Source organism: Bacteroides sp. AM16-24 (genome assembly GCF_003471885.1).
Classification (GTDB): domain Bacteria; phylum Bacteroidota; class Bacteroidia; order Bacteroidales; family Bacteroidaceae; genus Bacteroides.
In genome coordinates this window covers 22676-40567 of the sequence record NZ_QRKI01000018.1, presented here as the reverse complement: position 1 = coordinate 40567, position 17892 = coordinate 22676, and the positions used below count along the sequence as shown (strand labels likewise).

Below are 17892 nucleotides of genomic sequence, written 5' to 3'. Positions count from 1 at the left end.
TTGGAGTTTACCCAGACGACTCAACAGACTTAAATTCTTGCTGTTTTTCATACTTTAATTATTAAGTTAAACAAAAGTTAGTTTTCTATTCTCTCAGGAGAATTAAGGTCTCCCACCTGTGAAAAAGTGTTGCAAATATATATGCAAAGTACAAAAAAGGGAATGTAGGATTGTGTCAAAGCATGGAAAATTCAGTCTTTTCAACTGAAAAATAGTATCAACGACTGTGAATAAAATCAAAATGATTAGTCCTCGTAGCATTTTGATTATTCCGGGCATTTTATTATCGGAATTGTTACTCTAATATTGTAGCGAGAAACATATAAATCCAAAAACGAATATGGCCAATCTTTCAATAGTCATTGTACCTACAAAAAAGTTATCCAATGGAAGACATCGAATAAGAATTGCAGTAGCGCACCGTTCGCAAACCAGATATATTTCTACTCAATTCATATTGGATTCTGCAAACCAACTGAAAAATGGTAAAGTAGTCAGGCACGAAAATGCAGCAAATATTAACACTTGCCTGCGCAAGATAATCTATGAATACGAAGAAATCTTATCATCCATTCATTATTTACAAACACTGTCGTGTACGGAGTTGATACATACCATTACCCGTGAACAACAAAAAAAAAGAGTTACTTTTCGTGTGGTAACTGATGAATACCTCTCTTCTATGAAAAATGAAGAGCAAAAGAAGTCCTATAAGTTGTACAGGATAGCCTGTGAAAAATTTCAGAAGTATATGAAAGGAGATTTCCCTCTGATACAACTTACGCCACTGCATATACAAGGTTTTGCCAATACAATGAAAGAAGAAGGGTTGTCCGCAACCTCTGTCAGAATTTACCTTACCTTAATAAGAGTCATACTGAACTATGCCAGGAAAATGAACTACGTAAATTATCCGGTCCATCCTTTTGTGCTATTCAAAATGCCAGTCAGTAACGTCAGGGAATTAGACTTAACCATAGATGAAATGAAAAGAATCAGGGATGTAAAATTGTGCAAACCGACCCTGAAAATGGTACGGGATCTATTCATGCTTACTTATTATTTAGGTGGCATTAACTTGAGAGACTTGATGGAATACGATTTTAAAGACCGGAACTGCATGCGGTATGTGCGTCATAAAACCCGGAACAGCAAGAAGAGTGAGAACGAAATAGCCTTTACCATTCAACCGGAAGCACAAGATATCATCAATAAGTACATATCAGAAAGCGGAAAATTAGTCTTTGGCAAATACTCGTCTTATGAGAAAGTATATAGTTTAGTGTTCAGACATATATATAAGGTGGCAAAGTTAGCCGGAGTTACTAGAAAAGTATCCTATTACTCCGCCAGAAAAACATTTGCCCAACATGGATATGAATTAGGAATTGAAATAGAAAAAATAGAATATTGCATAGGGCATAGCATGAAAAACAACCGTCCCATATTCAATTATATCAGAATCATGCAGGAGCATGCTGATAAAGTGTTCAGAGCAATTCTCGACCGATTAATTCAATAAATGCAAGTTCTTTAATAATGCTTTAATATTCAACGCATTACATTTACCAATTGTTTTTCTCATAATGTAAAAGCATTTACCACAGGATGTAACGGTCTTTACCGCTTATTGTAACGGTCTTTACCACGGTATGTAACGAGTTTTACCACGGCATGTAACGAGTTTTACCACGGCATGTAAATGGAGTTACCGTGTGGCGTTAAAAGAGTTATTGTGTGGTGTTCTGTAAAGTATGCGATCAGTTGGCGGAATGACTTTCACTTTGTGTCCGAAAGAGATCAAGGCTGGAGTTGGGCAGTATCCGGTCCGTATCAACTCCGTAACAGATTCGGTTAGAAGTACCTCTATGTGGAGATGGTACGGAGCAAATAAGGATTTGCCCCCTTTTTGATATACCTCTGACAGGATATTGACAGCTTCCAAATTCCGCCAACGAATTAAACAGACTCAAATCTACTGCAAAAAAGGATATTTATGTGCAATCTGGCGAGGCTTACAGAAACCATCCATAAGAACTGAGGATGAGTATGTTATGGATAAAGTGCCTCTTCATTCTCCACATATACACCTGAAAATCAAAGAAAAATCTTCATCGGTGTAGGATGTAGGAAAGATTGATGAAAACATTGTTTGAATGAAAAACTTGGGAGCACAACATTTTAATAATCAACTCAGGGAGAAACTCAAATGATAAGCGTAAAACTTTGCTCTGAATTATTGTATTGAAACTCTTGATGTACCTCTATATCAGAGCCTCAGCTATTCTATTTGGATATTATCAAGTTAACTTTTGTTTAACTTAATAATTAAAGTATGAAAAACAGCAAGAATTTAAGTCTGTTGAGTCGTCTGGGTAAACTCCAGCGGCTGTTTCTCGTGGCTTTGTTCTCGGCATTGGCTATAGGAGCCGCTGCACAAAGCAAAACCGTTTCGGGTACTGTCACCGACAAAACGGGTGAAACTGTAATTGGAGCCAGTGTAGTAGTAAAAGGTACTACAAATGGTACAATTACCGATATCGATGGTAAATTTACCATCTCCAATGTACCTGACAATGGGATTATACAGGTGAGTTTTGTCGGATACAAAACTCAGGATATTCCTGCGGGGGGGAAATCCGTTTTTCATATTACATTAGAAGAAGATGCTGAAATTCTGGATGAAGTAGTGGTAGTAGGTTATGGTGTACAGAAGAAAAGCGACATAACCGGAGCACTAACTCAAGTAACGGAAAAAACAATCAAAGAGCGCCCGGTACAGAATGCTTTACAAGCGATGCAAGGTAAAGCTGCCGGCGTGCAAATTACATCCAACAACCGCCCGGGGGAACTGGGTGATGTACGCATCCGTGGTAATCGTTCCATTAATGCAAGCAACGACCCGCTATATGTAATCGATGGAATCCCGATGACTGCAGGTTCTATGGCTGATGTCAATCCCAACGATATAGAATCTATGGAAATTTTAAAGGATGCGTCTGCCACAGCTATTTATGGTTCACGTGGAGCCAACGGCGTCGTCCTGATCAGTACCAAAAAGGGTAAAACCGGCAAGGTGACCATTAACTACGATGGTTCAATGTCCTTTTCAACGATTGATTCTATGACTGACTGGATGAACTCAGGAGAACTGATTGACTGGAATCGCCAGTCTAATATTAATGCAAATGCATATACAGGTAAGTATGGCAATGCTCCCGACCCCGATATTGATGGTGATGCGTATTTTGGCGGTGTAACCAAATACCCCTATCTGCGTCCAGTATTCAATTCGGCCTTCCAATTTAATAGCGATGGTACTCCTGTATTACGTGACGCCACCGAATATGAACAAAAGGTTCTGGGATATGCTGCCAGAGTTCCGGTATACGATTCCTCGAAAATACCCACAACTCCCTGGACAGACTATGTAACCCGCACGGCAATTACTCACAATCACCAGTTATCCCTGTCTGCCGGTACCGAAAAATCAAAACTTTATATGTCTTTGGCATATCTGGACCAGCAATCACCGATGAAGGATCAGGACTACAAACGCTATACAGTGAATTTGAATGGTGAAATACAGGCTACCGATTTCCTGAAAGTTGGCATGGGCGTTAATCTCAGCCATTCCATTAAAAATTATGGTATTGTAAGTAACTTCTCAAACACTACTGCCAAAGACTCTTATGGTTTAGCCACCAACCTGATGCCATATGCACCGGCATACGATGAAAACGGTTCCTTACTGAGCCCGTCTGATGGTCCTTCGCAACACAATGCACTACTGAACATTGACCAGGCGCAGAATGAAACACGCTATTACGGAGCTATGTTAAGCTCTTTTGCTGAACTGGACTTCGGGAAAATCTGGACTCCGCTGGAAGGTATAAGATGGCGTACAAACTTCGGTGCACAATACCGTAATGCACGCGAAGGTAGTTATTATGGTAACGATTTCACCAATCCGCTAGGGTATGCCTCAACAGAACCGAATGTAGCTTACAACAACCAAAGCCAGAAATTGGCATGGACATTGGAAAATATGATTTTTGTAAACAAAACATTCAATAGAATCCACTCTTTGGGACTGACATTAATGCAATCTGCCGAATATTATCGTACAGAAGGTATCGAGGTACGCGCTTATGAATGTAAATTCCCCACCGCATTGTGGTATAGTGTAGGTGACTCCAACACATCAAAGGCCGGTATAGGTTCCTCATTCAGCGAACAACAACGCGCTTCTTATATGGGCCGCATTAATTATTCTTTGATGGACCGTTATCTGATTACCTTGACAGGTCGTTGGGATGGTGCTTCAATGTTAGCCGTAGATAATAAATGGGATTTCTTCCCTTCAGCCGCCCTGGCATGGAAGGTGAATGAGGAAAATTTCATGCAAGCTATAGGATGGATCAATACATTGAAAGTACGTGTAGGTTATGGTGTGACCGGTAATGCTTCTGTCAGTCCATATCAAACAGGTGGAGCAATGGTTTCACAATGGGCTAACAAGCCTTTCGGGCAAGGTGCAGTAACCACAAACACCACCGGTGCCAAGGCTTCCGTATTGCCCAACAAAATGCTTGGTTGGGAGAAAACTGCTTCCACGAATGTGGGTATCGACTTCGGCTTTCTGAATAGTAGAATCACCGGTAGTGCCGAATACTACATTGCCAAAACTTCTGATTTACTATTAAACCGTTCTATTCCTATCATGACCGGATATACCCAAATTTTATCGAATGTAGGCAAGACTCAAAATAAGGGTTTTGAATTAACATTGTCTACTGTAAATGTCCAAACCAAAAACTTTACCTGGAAAACCGATTTCACCTTCTCTACTAACAAAGAAAAGATAGTAGAATTGGCTGATGGTAAAAATGACGATACCGCCAATGGCTGGTTTATAGGAAAACCAATCAATGAGGTTTGGACATACAAATACGATCGCCTGTGGCAGAATACTACTGATGACCAAAGACTGCTGGCAGTTTATAAAGCAAATGGTATTACGATGTTCCCAGGTATGGCTAAATTGGTAGATCAACCATTCATCGAAGTACCAAAAGGTACAGAAGGAGCAGTAACAAAAACTATTGATGTCAATGGACAGAAGCAAGAAATCACTTATATGAATAACGGTTTCGGAAAATTTGATAATGATGACAATCATTTCTTAGGTTCATTTACCCCGAAATGGGAAGGTGGTTTTACTACTACATTCATTTACAAGAACTGGCAGCTGAATGCATTTGTCTATGGCCGCTTCGGCAATACGTATTACGGATTAATGCAAACTTACGGACGTCGCGTTGAGAAGGATACCTGGAGTCCTGAAAATACGGGAGCCCGATTCCCGCAACCGCGCGCAGGAGGAGAGACTTTTACAGACTATAGTGCTTATATGAGTTACACTAAAGGCAATATGGTTGCCATCCGTAACATTGCATTGTCATATACACTGCCCGAAAAAATTCTAAATAAGATAGGTGCGTCCAGTTGCTCTATTTATGCCCAAGTACTGAACCCCTTCATTTTCGGGGGTGAATTAGTAAAGGCAGGAATCAACCCGGATGATACTACAGGATGGAGCGAAAGTACTAATCCGACTAATTATATTGGAGGCCAGACCAATAATACAGTGTTGAACCGCAGTTATGTGATAGGTCTGAGACTTGGCTTTTAAATAACAGAATATTAAGATAAATACAATATGAAGAAATATATATTACTATCGATAATTGCATTGGGAAGCATATCTTGTACAGACAGCTTTCTGGAAGAAAAAATGGTATCTACCATTACGCAAGATTATTTTGAGACCGAACAAGGTCTGGAACAACTGATCGTAGGTACATACGACGCCTTGCGGGTAACAAAACAATACGAACAAGGTCCTGCAAGCTTGATGGCAGGAGTAGATAACTTCTCTCAGAAAACAGCATCACGGGGTATGTATTCCGCGAGTGAATGGAATGCAACTGGAAAGTTGGCAGGTTTTACCAATGGCTTGTGCGGTGAGAATGCCAAATCACTATTAGGCTTCTACCCCATCATTAACAACTGTAACCGGGCTATAATATCTATCCGTGAAGGCAAAGCGCTCGGCAAGTTTGCCAGCGATGCAAATTATGCAGCCAAGGCTCTGTCAGAAGCTTTATTCAACCGTGCCTACTCACTTTACATTATGAGCACCATGTACGGTGAAATATTCGTTCCGCAAGGATATACAGAAGAGCTTCCCTCCAATTACAACTATGCCCGTGAAAGCGTTCCCAATATATACCGGATGCTAATTACAGATTTGCGTTATGCTTATGATCATCTGCCGGATGTCAATGAACAGAATCTGACTACAGACTTCGGTCGAGCAACGAAAGGGGCAGCCGCACATTTTTTGGCAAAACTCTATTTGCAACGTGCACAAGGTGCTAAATATGGTAGTTCGGAATATGGTGTAAAAGCCGACGGTCATGTAGATACCAATAACCAGAAATCTTATTTAGGTATGCTATATAAAGGAGAAGGTGCTGCCGACCTGGATTCCTGTATATATTATACATCAAAGGTTATAGATCATGGTTATTATGATTTGGAACCTGACTTTGGAAAATTGTTCAACCATCCATTGGGAGATTATTCAAATGAAAATAGCCGGGAATTGATTCTATCTTGCGTATATGGTCCGATGGGTGGAGCCGACAATGGCCGTTATGGTAACCGCCTGCCTTATTTCTTCGGAGGTGACTATGCCAATGCTTCTTGGGGAATACCTGATTTCTGTTGGGAATATCCCACAAAATCTTCAGCACGTGTAGGTTATACCAATGACTTCGGTTTTGACCTATACGTTAACAAACAAGCTGACTCCCGCTATCAAAAATCATTCCACGTAGAATATATAACAGCATTGAAGGGAGGAGATTCAAACTCATCCCCTGCTGCCAATCTTGACTATCACGCTTATAACAGTGATAATAACAAGACTTATATATGGACTGAAGCAATGGCAGATTATTTCAATGAACATATCCTTCCCAATTATACAAGAGAATCCTGGGGTAATAGAAGAGCTGTGCCCGGTGAACATAAAATGGGAAAAGGTGATCTGGCTTTCGCTTATGTGGAAAACACCAAAGAGACTGCCATTGACATCAATGAAGCTTTGGCACAACCCTTTGTCCTGATGGCACGCTGGATAAAAGATGGAGATAAATATTATTACCGTGTTCCTACTAAAGCCGAAGGAAGTAGTTATGCTTATAATGATAAAAGTTATTCCGGTCTGGACAAAATGGGTTCTACCGCATGTCCGGCAACATTAAAATATGATGAACCAAACCGCAATAATTATACGCACTACGAATCCGGCCGTGACGTACCTTTGTTCCGTTTAGCAGAAACCTATCTGCTTCGTGCCGAAGCTTATGGACGCAAAGGTAATTACAGTGCAGCTATTGCTGACATTAATAAAGTACGCGCACGTGCTGCTTATAAATCAGGTGAAAAGCGTGCAGAAGTGATTGCTCTTATACAACCGGGCCATGAAAAGCTCTCTCAGACAGAACAGCAATGGCCATATGAAGTGGCAATCGACATGACAGCTTCAATGTTGGTAGACGAATCTTATTGGGATGGTGCTTCTGTTCATTCAAATGCAGAAATGTATCCGGAAACTGCCACATCAACGGAAGACCGTTTTGTAAACTTCATCCTGAATGAATTAGCACGCGAACTGAATCAGGAAATGGTATATTACGAGAACTTACATCACTCGGGCTGGCAGGCAGACCGCATCATATACCATGATCAATTAGCATCTTCAAAACAAGGATTATGGGATTCTTCAGACAACTTAATTAACGGTATCGGACAGACAGGTGATGGCATGGGAATGTTCGAACCCCATTATACCCTAAAACCATTTGCCCAGTCTATGCTAGACTTATTGACGGATGAGAATGGTAATCCTCTGGACGACTCAGCTAAAAAAGCTTACCAGAATTACGGATATTGATTAATAAGATCTGTAGGGGGGGGAGACTTATGTACGGTTTCCCCCCTTTCTTATATACGGATATACCTAAATAAATGAATAACCGTACAATTTACCATATAAATGTATGAATTTCTATTTTACAGAGCGTTTATTGCGCCTAGTTTTGTAACATCAAATAAAAAAATGACATACTATGAGAAAGTTCTGTTTAACCATTATTGTATTAGCCAGCTTCAGTAAAGCACTGTTTGCCCAGTTTGGTAATTGCACTGCATCCGAAATGCAAACTTATACAGACCGTGAAACCGGAAACACCATTACCATACTTACCGACACTTTAAAGAATGACCGTTTCCTCTATCAGACAGACCCGATGTGGACACATGACGGAAAATATCTATTATTCCGGTCATCCAGTCGCGCAAACGATAAAAAGATAGAGCGTACCCTCCCAAATGGAGAGAAACGCAGTTGGACTCCCACACAAATTTATTTTATAGAAATGGCAACTGGCCAGATCATTCAGGCTACGGAAGGCCCAGATTTGGGCAGTGCATTCCTGGCCAACAAGAGCAACCGTATGTTCATCAGCCGAAAAGAGAAAGAAGACTGGAATCTGTATGTAATGGATCTGGATAAGTTCTTTGCAGATGTAAAAAAAGGAAAGGTAGGAAAACCTACCGCCTATGAAACTCTTTTAGGTACCTTTCCCACAAGCATGGGACGTCCCGGAGGATATGCCATAGATTGCAACGATGACTATGCTTATATCACCGTAGAACGTGAAGGTACAGAAGAAGAAAAAGAACGCATGGCGAAAAATGCATTCTTACCGGAAAGTAATCAGCCGGTAAAAATAAAACCATCTCTTTGTGGCATCCGAAAAATGAACCTTGCTACCGGCGAAGTAACCAAAGTTATCGATACCGAATTTAAAACAGGACACATACAGGCCAGCCGTTTCACACCGGAAGAAATCGTTTTCTGTAATGAAACCGGTGGCGATGCATATCAGCGCATGTGGTTCTGCACAGCAGACGGTTCGGTCTTCAAGCCTCTTTATAAAGAAACTCCATTAGACTGGGTCACTCACGAAACTTTTGTAACCAAAGACTATGTTTATTTCAACATCCTAGGTTTTCAGCCTCGCCTTCGTAAACAAGTAAGTGGTATTGCCCGTATCAATCTTCGCACCGATGACGTGGAATTAGTGGGTCAGGTAGAATTGGATAAAGACCGCAAAGCCATAGAAGGACAACTTACCGGACGGGGATTCTGGCATTGCAATGCAAGTCGCGACAATCGTTGGGCAGCTGGTGACACCTTCGGAGGAAATGTCTGGCTCATCAACGTACAGACCGGTCAACGCCATTGGTTGGTTTCGGACACCAAAATGAAACCGGATCATGCACACCCAAGTTTCAGTCCCGACGGCACAAAAGTACTTTTTCAATCCGGGCACTTCACAAACGGCAAGCGTTTGAATCTGATGATGGTTGATATAACTTCATTCAATAACTAAAAAAGAAAGCAATGAAAAACAAATATTTACTCCTCTGTACTTTGTTAATCGGTACAGCCAGTAGTTTACGAGCCCAAGATTTACGTGAACGTACTTACTACTATGAGATTCTGGAACCACGACATGAGCCGAAGCCTGAAGTAAATGGTTTTGCAACCGAACGAATAAAAGAGCACTTGAACAGAGGACTGACAGCAGCCCCTGCCATGGATGGAAAAGGCATATATCTTAGTTGGAGATTGTTGGAACAAGATGATGCAGATGTGTCCTTCCATCTATATCGTACTGTAAATGGCAAGACGGAACGCTTAACCAAATCTCCGGTAAAATCGACTTGTGATTTCATAGATCAATCTCCTGCAAACGGAAAAGCATCTTATTGGATCTGCGCATTGGATAAAAAGAAAAAAGTGATCGACACATCTACTAAAATAGAAGTGGAACTCCCATCATTGAAGAATTATCAATCAATCAAACTTAATAGAAATATAAAAGCCGGCAAGATAGCTGTTACCGATTTAAATGGAGACGGGGTTTATGATTACATCATCCGCACGCCGGATAAAAATGTAGACCCGGGGATGCCGGGCACTTTGGGTGGAGAAACTTATCAAATTGAGGCTTATCTGAATGACGGTACTTTTTTGTGGTCTAAAGACCTCGGACAAGGTATAGAACCGGGTGTATGGTATTCCCCTTTTATCGCTTACGACTTCAATGGAGATGGCAAAGCTGAAATAGCATTAAAGACTGCTCCTGAAAATTCAAAACGCAATGAAAAAGGACGTGTAGATTCAGATGAAGAATACTTGAGCGTATTGAATGGCATGACTGGAGAAGAAATAGTCCGCGTGGATTGGCCTGAGCGCAATGACAGATATGGAAATCTTGTCCGCCAGAATCGTAATCAGATAGGTATGGCATACCTGGATGGGAAGACACCTTATATATTAGCTTGTCGCGGGACCTATAAATTGATGGTTGTAGATGCCTGGCAATTAAATAGCAATAAATTGGAACGCGCCTGGAGATGGGATAGCGATGAAGAAAACCCTATAGTAAGAAGTATGGGATCACATAACATGATTTGCGGAGATGTGGATCAGGATGGAAAAGATGAAATACTCTTAGGTTCATGCATGCTTGATGACAATGGTACACTATTATGGTCTACCGGATTAGGACACCCGGACAAGATTTATCTGACAGATATTGACCCGAATCGTCCGGGAATGGAAGTATTTCTATGTTTGGAACCTTGGCATGACAACGGCCGTGGAGTTTGTGTGGTAGATGCAAAAACCGGACAACCCGTTTGGAACATCGGTCGCAAAACGTTCCATGTGGGTGACGGAATGGTTGCCGACTTCGATCCTACTCATAAAGGACTGGAATGTTTCGCAAGTGAAGACCGTAAAGGAGGAAGTACGGACAAATACTTACTTTCTGCAAGTGGCCAATACTTAGGCAAGAACGAAGATGTACCTTCCTGCCGAAACTGGGCATGGTGGGACGGAGATTTATTGCGTGAAACATTTAAAGGAGATGATAACCGGTGGGGAGCAAACTCTTCTTCTAACGGAAAATCTTTAAGCATTATAAAATGGAAAGGGGAATCTCTTACAGAAGGTATTGAAGGAGATATCCTGATGATTGCCGATTTATATGGCGATTGGCGTGAAGAGATCATCACAGCCCTACCGGGCGAAATTCGTATTTACACAACGAATATCCCTGCCAAAGACCGTCGTGTAACTTTAATGCAGGATGCGATATACCGGAATTATGTAGTACATCGTTCTATGGGTTATCCACAGGCACCTGTACCTTCTTACTATTTAGGAGAGTAAATAAGATGATTTTGAATGATAATCTATGCAAATGAATTTTTGTCTATAGAATGAGGGGAACTTTACGCTAGTTTTGCTCCCCAAAATAAATTAATAAACCATGAAACGTAGAATCCTTTTATTCCTTTTGGCTTTTATATCCATAAGCCAGTATGTAGGAGCATCAGATGCTCGCAATAAATATAATTTCAATTCCGACTGGTTACTTTCCGTTGGTGATACCCCTGAAGCCCAACAAGTACGTTTTCAGGATACGGATTGGAAAAAAGTCACTTTACCCCGCGCTTTTAATGAAGATGAAGCTTTTCGCTTAAGCATCGACCAGTTAACGGATACAGTGATGTGGTATCGTAAACACTTCCGTTTACCCGCTGGCAGTAAAGATAAAAAGGTATTTATAGAATTCGAAGGTGTCCGCCAGGGAGCTGATTTCTACATTAACGGTCAATATCTGGGGCTGCACGAGAATGGTGCGATGGCTGTTGGTTTCGACTTGACTCCTTATATAAAATACGGACAGGAAAATGTAATAGCCCTCCGCATTGATAATGACTGGAACTACAAAGAACGCGCTACCGGCACCAAATATCAGTGGAGCGACCGTAACTTCAATGCTAATTATGGTGGTATTCCTAAGAATGTATGGCTACATGTTACAGATAAATTATATCAGACTCTGCCTCTATACAGTAATCTGCAAACCACAGGTGTCTATATCTATGCGGAAGATATTCGTGTAAAATCCCGCAAAGCGGTAATCCATGCGGAATCCGAGATAAAGAACGAGTACAAACGTGCCAAGCAAGTGGCCTATAAAGTTGAGTTGATAGACCGTGACGGTAAAACAATCAAAGTATTCGACGGTACTCAGACTTTAGTGAAACCCGGAGAAACAGTAACCTTAAAAGCAGCTACAGAAGTGGACGGTTTACATTTCTGGAGTTGGGGATATGGCTACCTGTATACCGTAAAAACAAGTTTATGGGCAGACGGTAAAAAGATAGATGAAGTAGCTACCCGGACAGGTTTCCGCAAAACTCGCTTTGGGAAAGGTATGATATGGCTGAATGATCGCGTAATCCAGATGAAGGGATTTGCCCAACGTACCAGCAATGAATGGCCGGGAGTAGGAATGAGCGTTCCGGCATGGCTGAGTGACTATAGCAATGGATTGATGGTGGAAGATAATGCCAACTTGGTTCGCTGGATGCATATCACTCCATGGAAACAGGATATTGAATCGTGTGACCGCGTGGGACTGATCCAGGCAATGCAAGCCGGTGATGCAGAAAAAGACCGTGAAGGACGCCAATGGGGACAACGGACTGAACTAATGCGTGATGCTATCATTTACAACCGTAATAATCCGAGTATCCTGTTTTACGAATGTGGAAATGAGTCTATCAGTCGGGAACACATGATAGAGATGAAAGCGATACGCGATAAATATGACCCTCATGGTGGCCGTGCCATCGGTTCACGTGAAATGCTTGATATCCGCGAAGCCGAATATGGCGGAGAAATGCTTTATATCAATAAGAGTAAACATCACCCGATGTGGGCCATGGAATATTGTCGCGATGAAGGATTACGCAAGTATTGGGACGAATACTCTTACCCCTATCATAAGAATGGAGAAGGGAACAATTCTTTCAGATCCGCTGCAACCAATAAAATCCAGAAGAAAGTAGACGCACGCGCTTACAATCATAATCAGGATTCATTTACGATAGAAAATATAATTCGCTGGTTCGACTATTGGCGTGAACGCCCGGGAACCGGGGATCGTGTTAGTTCAGGTGGAGTAAAGATCATCTTCTCTGATACCAATACTCATTTCCGCGGGGTAGAAAATTATCGTCGTAGCGGGGTAACTGATGCCATGCGCATTCCCAAAGATCCTTTCTTTGCGCATCAGGTGATGTGGGACGGTTGGGTAGATATAGAAAATCCACGTATCCATATCATTGGCCATTGGAATTATAAAGAAGGTATAGTGAAACCGGTCTATGTAGTTTCCAGTGCAGAGAAAGTGGAATTATTCCTGAATGGAACATCCTTAGGATATGGTAATAGAGACCACCATTTCTTATATACTTTTGAAAACGTAGCATTTGCAGCCGGTAAATTGGAAGCAGTGGGCTATGATGAAAACGGAACAGAATGCTGTCGCACCCACTTACAGACAGCCGGTGAACCGGAGCAAATAAAGTTGAGCCTGATTCAGAGTCCTAATGGATGGAAAGCAGACGGTGCAGATATGGTATTGCTTCAGGTAGAAGTAATGGATAAAGATGGCAGACGTTGTCCGTTGGCCAATGACCTGATACATTTCGATGTGGAAGGACCTGCCGAATGGCGTGGTGGTATCGCACAGGGAAAAGACAATTTTATTCTTTCAAAAGATTTGCCGGTAGAATGTGGTATCAACCGCGCACTCATCCGCTCTCTGACAACTGCCGGTACAGTTCGCGTGACTGCAAAAGCCGAGGGTTTAAAATCTGCTGAAATCAGCTTCTCATCATCGCCCATAGAAGTAAAAGATGGATTAAGCAGCTATATCCCCGGCAATGAACTGGAAGGCAGATTAACCCGTGGAGAAACTCCATTAACACCTTCTTATAAAGATACGAAAGTAGATGTTGGCATCTTATCTGCTGTCGCCGGTGCAAATAATGAAAGCACTATCAATAGTTTCGATGATAACGAATTGAGCGAGTGGAAAAATGACGGAAGGGCAAATACAGCCTGGATCACTTACCAATTGGAACGTGCCGCACGGGTGGATGAAGTTTGCCTGAAACTGACCGGATGGCGTTTGCGCAGTTATCCGCTGGAAATCTATGCAGGTGACGAACTGATCTGGAGTGGAGAAACAGAAAAAAGTCTGGGATATGTTCATTTGAAAGTAAAACCTGTATTGACCAACGAGATTACCATTCGCTTGAAAGGGGCCAGCAAAGAAGGGGACGCCTTCGGACAAATAGTTGAGGTAGCTGCTCCCGTCGCCAATGAATTGGATTTATATAAAGCTAAGGATGGAGACAAGACCAGGCACGAATTACGCATTGTGGAAATAGAGTTTAAAGAAAACTTATGGCAATAAGGTTGAATTGTTATATAAAACAACAAATGGTTATGTATATACTCCTGCTTTGCGGGAGTATATATGCTTTTTCTCAATCCTATGAGAAGAAAAATAACCAGATTTCCGGCTTAAATGCCCGCCAGTTTCACAAATTCTGGAAAGTGGAGTCGGAATCGCCCGATTACAAAGTAACGTTCCGGGGAGATACAGTTGAGATTGTCTCCCCAAAAGGGCTGACTCTCTGGAGAAAGGAAAAGATGAGCGGCAAAGTCACCATTGAATACGATGCCTGCGTAGTCAGTGAAACGGGAAAAGACCGCCTGAGTGATTTAAATTGCTTCTGGATGGCTTCTGACCCGAAACATCCGGACAACTTATGGAAACGCGAGAAGTGGCGCAACGGAATATTCCTGAACTGCTACTCCCTGCAACTTTATTATCTGGGATATGGCGGAAACCACAACTCCACTACACGCTTCCGTCGCTATGATGGTAATGAAGCAGGCATCACCGATCCTCAGGCTCGCCCTGCGGTCTTAAAAGAATATACCGATGCAGAGCATTTACTGAAAGCGAACCACTGGTATCATATTAAAATTACGAACGAGAATAATAGGGTTAGTTATTATATAGACGGAAAGCGTCTGGTGGATTTCAGGGATGCCAAGCCACTGACTGAAGGTTGGTTTGGCTTCCGTACCACCCTATCGCGTACCCGCATTACCAATTTCCGCTACGAGTGCTCACTGCAAGAAACCTCCGCTGTGCCTTTGCAATGGATCGGCAGCACTCCCGAAATGGACAAAGCGGTCAGCTTCGGTGTGCCTTTTGAGAAAGGCAAAATCTCTCCTAAAAGCACTTTACAGTTAACTACCGTAAATGGTGAAAACATACCAATCGACACTTGGGTGCTGGCCTACTGGCCGGACGGTTCGGTGAAATGGAGCGGAGTAGCAGGCGTTATCCCTGCTGGAACAGAGGGGGCGACACTTGAACTAGCAAAAAAGAAGTCGGTAAAAAAGGCAAGAACAACAAATCCCAACGATCAAGCATCCGTTTCTGTCACCGAGACGCCACGAAACATTCTGATAGAAACAGGAGTAATTTCGGCCTACATTCCCCGCCAAGGCGAATTCCTAATAGACAGTCTGCTATATAAAGGGGTGAAGGTGGGCGAAAAAACACGCCTGATATGTAGCACACAAAGCACGCCCATTCTTGAAAGCACTTCGCAGGTATCTTTCAGTAACTATGTGAGCGAAGTGAAATCAGCAACGGTAGAGCGTTGCGGCGCTATACGTACGCTGATAAAACTGGAGGGCGTACATAAGAATAAAGACGGACGCGAATGGCTACCCTTTGTGGTACGTCTCTATTTCTATAGTGGAAGTGAACAGATGAAGATAGTACATAGTTTCCTGTTCGATGGAGACCAGAACCAGGATTTCATTCGTGCCTTGGGCATCCGGTTCGACGTACCTATGCGTGAAGCGCTTTACAACCGCCACATAGCCTTCTCCAGTGCTGACGGTGGAGTGTGGAGCGAACCTGTGCAACCATTAGTAGGGCGTCGTGTGCTGACATTAGGCGATGCGGCGAACAGGAACTCCGGCCGGGATGTGACAGATAAAAATGCCAGCAAGGATAAGGAAGCCTCCCTGCAACAACAACAGATGGAAGGGAAACGTATCCCGCCTTATGAAGCTTTTGATGAAAAAAATCGCTCACTGTTGGACAACTGGGCATCGTGGAACACCTACCGCCTCTCTCAGCTCACTGCAGATGCTTTCTCCATCCGTAAACGGGCCAATGACACAAATCTCTGGATAGGCACCTTCTCCGGCACGCGCAGTGAGGGATATGCTTTTGCCGGCGACGTCAGTGGCGGATTGGGGCTTTGCCTGCACGACTTCTGGCAGTCTTATCCTTCGGCCATCGAAATCTCCGAGACGAAGGCTCCCGTAGCTACCCTTACCGCCTGGCTATGGAGTCCCGATGCCGAGCCCATGGATTTACGCCACTACGATAATGTAGCGCACGATTTAAACGCCAGTTACGAGGATGTTCAGGAAGGCCTGAGCACACCCTATGGAATTGCCCGTACTACTACACTCACCCTGATCCCGCAGGGAGGATATGCCGGGAAGAAGGCTTTTGCCGACCGTGCCAAGCAACTTTCGGAACCAGGTGTGTTGATGCCTACTCCCAAATACCTGCACGCACAGCAAGCTTTTGGCGTCTGGAGCCTTCCAGATCGCAGTACTCCATTCCGCAGCCGGGTGGAAGATCGTCTGGATGCCTATATCGACTTCTACAAAAAGGCCATCGAACAGAACAAATGGTATGGTTTCTGGAACTACGGCGACGTCATGCATGCGTATGACCCTGTTCGCCACACCTGGCGATACGATATCGGAGGCTTTGCTTGGGACAATACAGAACTGGCCTCCAATATGTGGCTTTGGTATAATTTTCTGCGCACAGGACGTGCAGACATTTGGCGTATGGCAGAGGCTATGACCCGCCATACAGCCGAGGTAGATGTCTACCACATAGGGGAGAATGCCGGATTGGGTAGTCGTCACAACGTCAGCCATTGGGGATGTGGCGCCAAGGAAGCACGCATCAGTCAGGCTGCCTGGAATCGCTTCTACTATTATCTCACTACGGACGAACGCTGTGGAGATCTCATGACCGAGGTGAAAGACGCCGAACAGAAGCTCTATACTCTCGACCCAATGCGTCTGGCACAACCATGTAGCAAATATCCTTGCACCGCCCCTGCCCGCCTGCGCATTGGTCCCGACTGGCTGGCATACGCCGGAAACTGGATGACGGAATGGGAACGCACTCGCAATGTGGCTTACCGCGATAAAATCATTACCGGCATGAAGAGTATCGTCGCCCTGCCCAACCGGATTTTCACAGGCCCTAAAGCGCTTGGCTTTGACCCTGCAACCGGTGTCATCAGCAGTGAGTGCGATCCCAAACTGGAAAGTACCAATCATTTAATGAGTATCATGGGCGGCTTCGAGGTGATGAACGAAATGCTCCGGATGATTGAACTACCCGAATGGAAAGATGCCTGGTTAGATTATACGATACGTTATAAACAGAAGGCATGGGAGCTAAACCGTAGCCGTTTTCGCATTTCACGTTTGATGGGCTACGCTGCTTATCATACACGCAACCCGGAAATGGCAAAGGAGGCTTGGGCGGATTTGTTCACAAGACTGGAGCACACGCCGGCACCGCCTTTCCGCATCACAACTCTACTTCCGCCCGAGGTGCCTGCCCCGCTGGATGAATGTACCAGTATCAGCACAAACGATGCCGCCCTGTGGAGTCTGGATGCCATTTACATGCAGGAAGTGATTCCCATGGACGAGTAATTTGCACGATTTTCCATGTATATTGCATATTA

The 17892-nt window shown here is 43.3% G+C and carries 7 protein-coding genes; all 7 read left to right on the top strand.

Annotated features, from left to right (window positions below; genetic code table 11):
- Positions 1 to 340 precede the first annotated feature (340 nt).
- The 7 genes from DW182_RS17950 to DW182_RS17920 all read left to right on the top strand — a co-directional run bounded on the left by DW182_RS17950 (position 341) and on the right by DW182_RS17920 (position 17860).
- A complete protein-coding gene (locus DW182_RS17950; protein WP_117706778.1) occupies positions 341 to 1522 on the top strand; it encodes a phage integrase SAM-like domain-containing protein in 1182 nt (393 codons plus the stop codon).
- An 813-nt stretch (positions 1523 to 2335) separates the two neighbouring features.
- Positions 2336 to 5695 carry a TonB-dependent receptor gene (locus DW182_RS17945; RefSeq protein ID WP_118296394.1) on the top strand — a complete coding sequence of 1120 codons (3360 nt, stop codon included), beginning with the start codon at positions 2336 to 2338 and terminating at the stop codon, positions 5693 to 5695.
- Between the two features lie 27 nt (positions 5696 to 5722).
- The gene (locus tag DW182_RS17940; RefSeq protein WP_118296393.1) at positions 5723 to 8026 is read left to right on the top strand and encodes a RagB/SusD family nutrient uptake outer membrane protein; all 2304 of its coding nucleotides are present in this window, start codon (positions 5723 to 5725) and stop codon (positions 8024 to 8026) included.
- 175 nt (positions 8027 to 8201) lie between these two features.
- Complete coding sequence (locus DW182_RS17935) at positions 8202 to 9530, top strand: oligogalacturonate lyase family protein (RefSeq protein WP_118296392.1); 1329 nt, start codon at positions 8202 to 8204, stop codon at positions 9528 to 9530.
- Between the two features lie 11 nt (positions 9531 to 9541).
- Positions 9542 to 11380: a silent information regulator protein Sir2 gene (locus DW182_RS17930; protein ID WP_118296391.1), complete on the top strand. Its 1839-nt coding sequence runs from the start codon at positions 9542 to 9544 to the stop codon at positions 11378 to 11380.
- 100 nt (positions 11381 to 11480) lie between these two features.
- A complete protein-coding gene (locus DW182_RS17925) occupies positions 11481 to 14486 on the top strand; it encodes a DUF4982 domain-containing protein (RefSeq protein ID WP_118296390.1) in 3006 nt (1001 codons plus the stop codon).
- A gap of 32 nt (positions 14487 to 14518) precedes the next feature.
- Entirely contained in the window at positions 14519 to 17860 is a 3342-nt protein-coding gene (locus DW182_RS17920) for a DUF6250 domain-containing protein (protein ID WP_118296424.1), read from the top strand.
- Positions 17861 to 17892 lie beyond the last annotated feature (32 nt).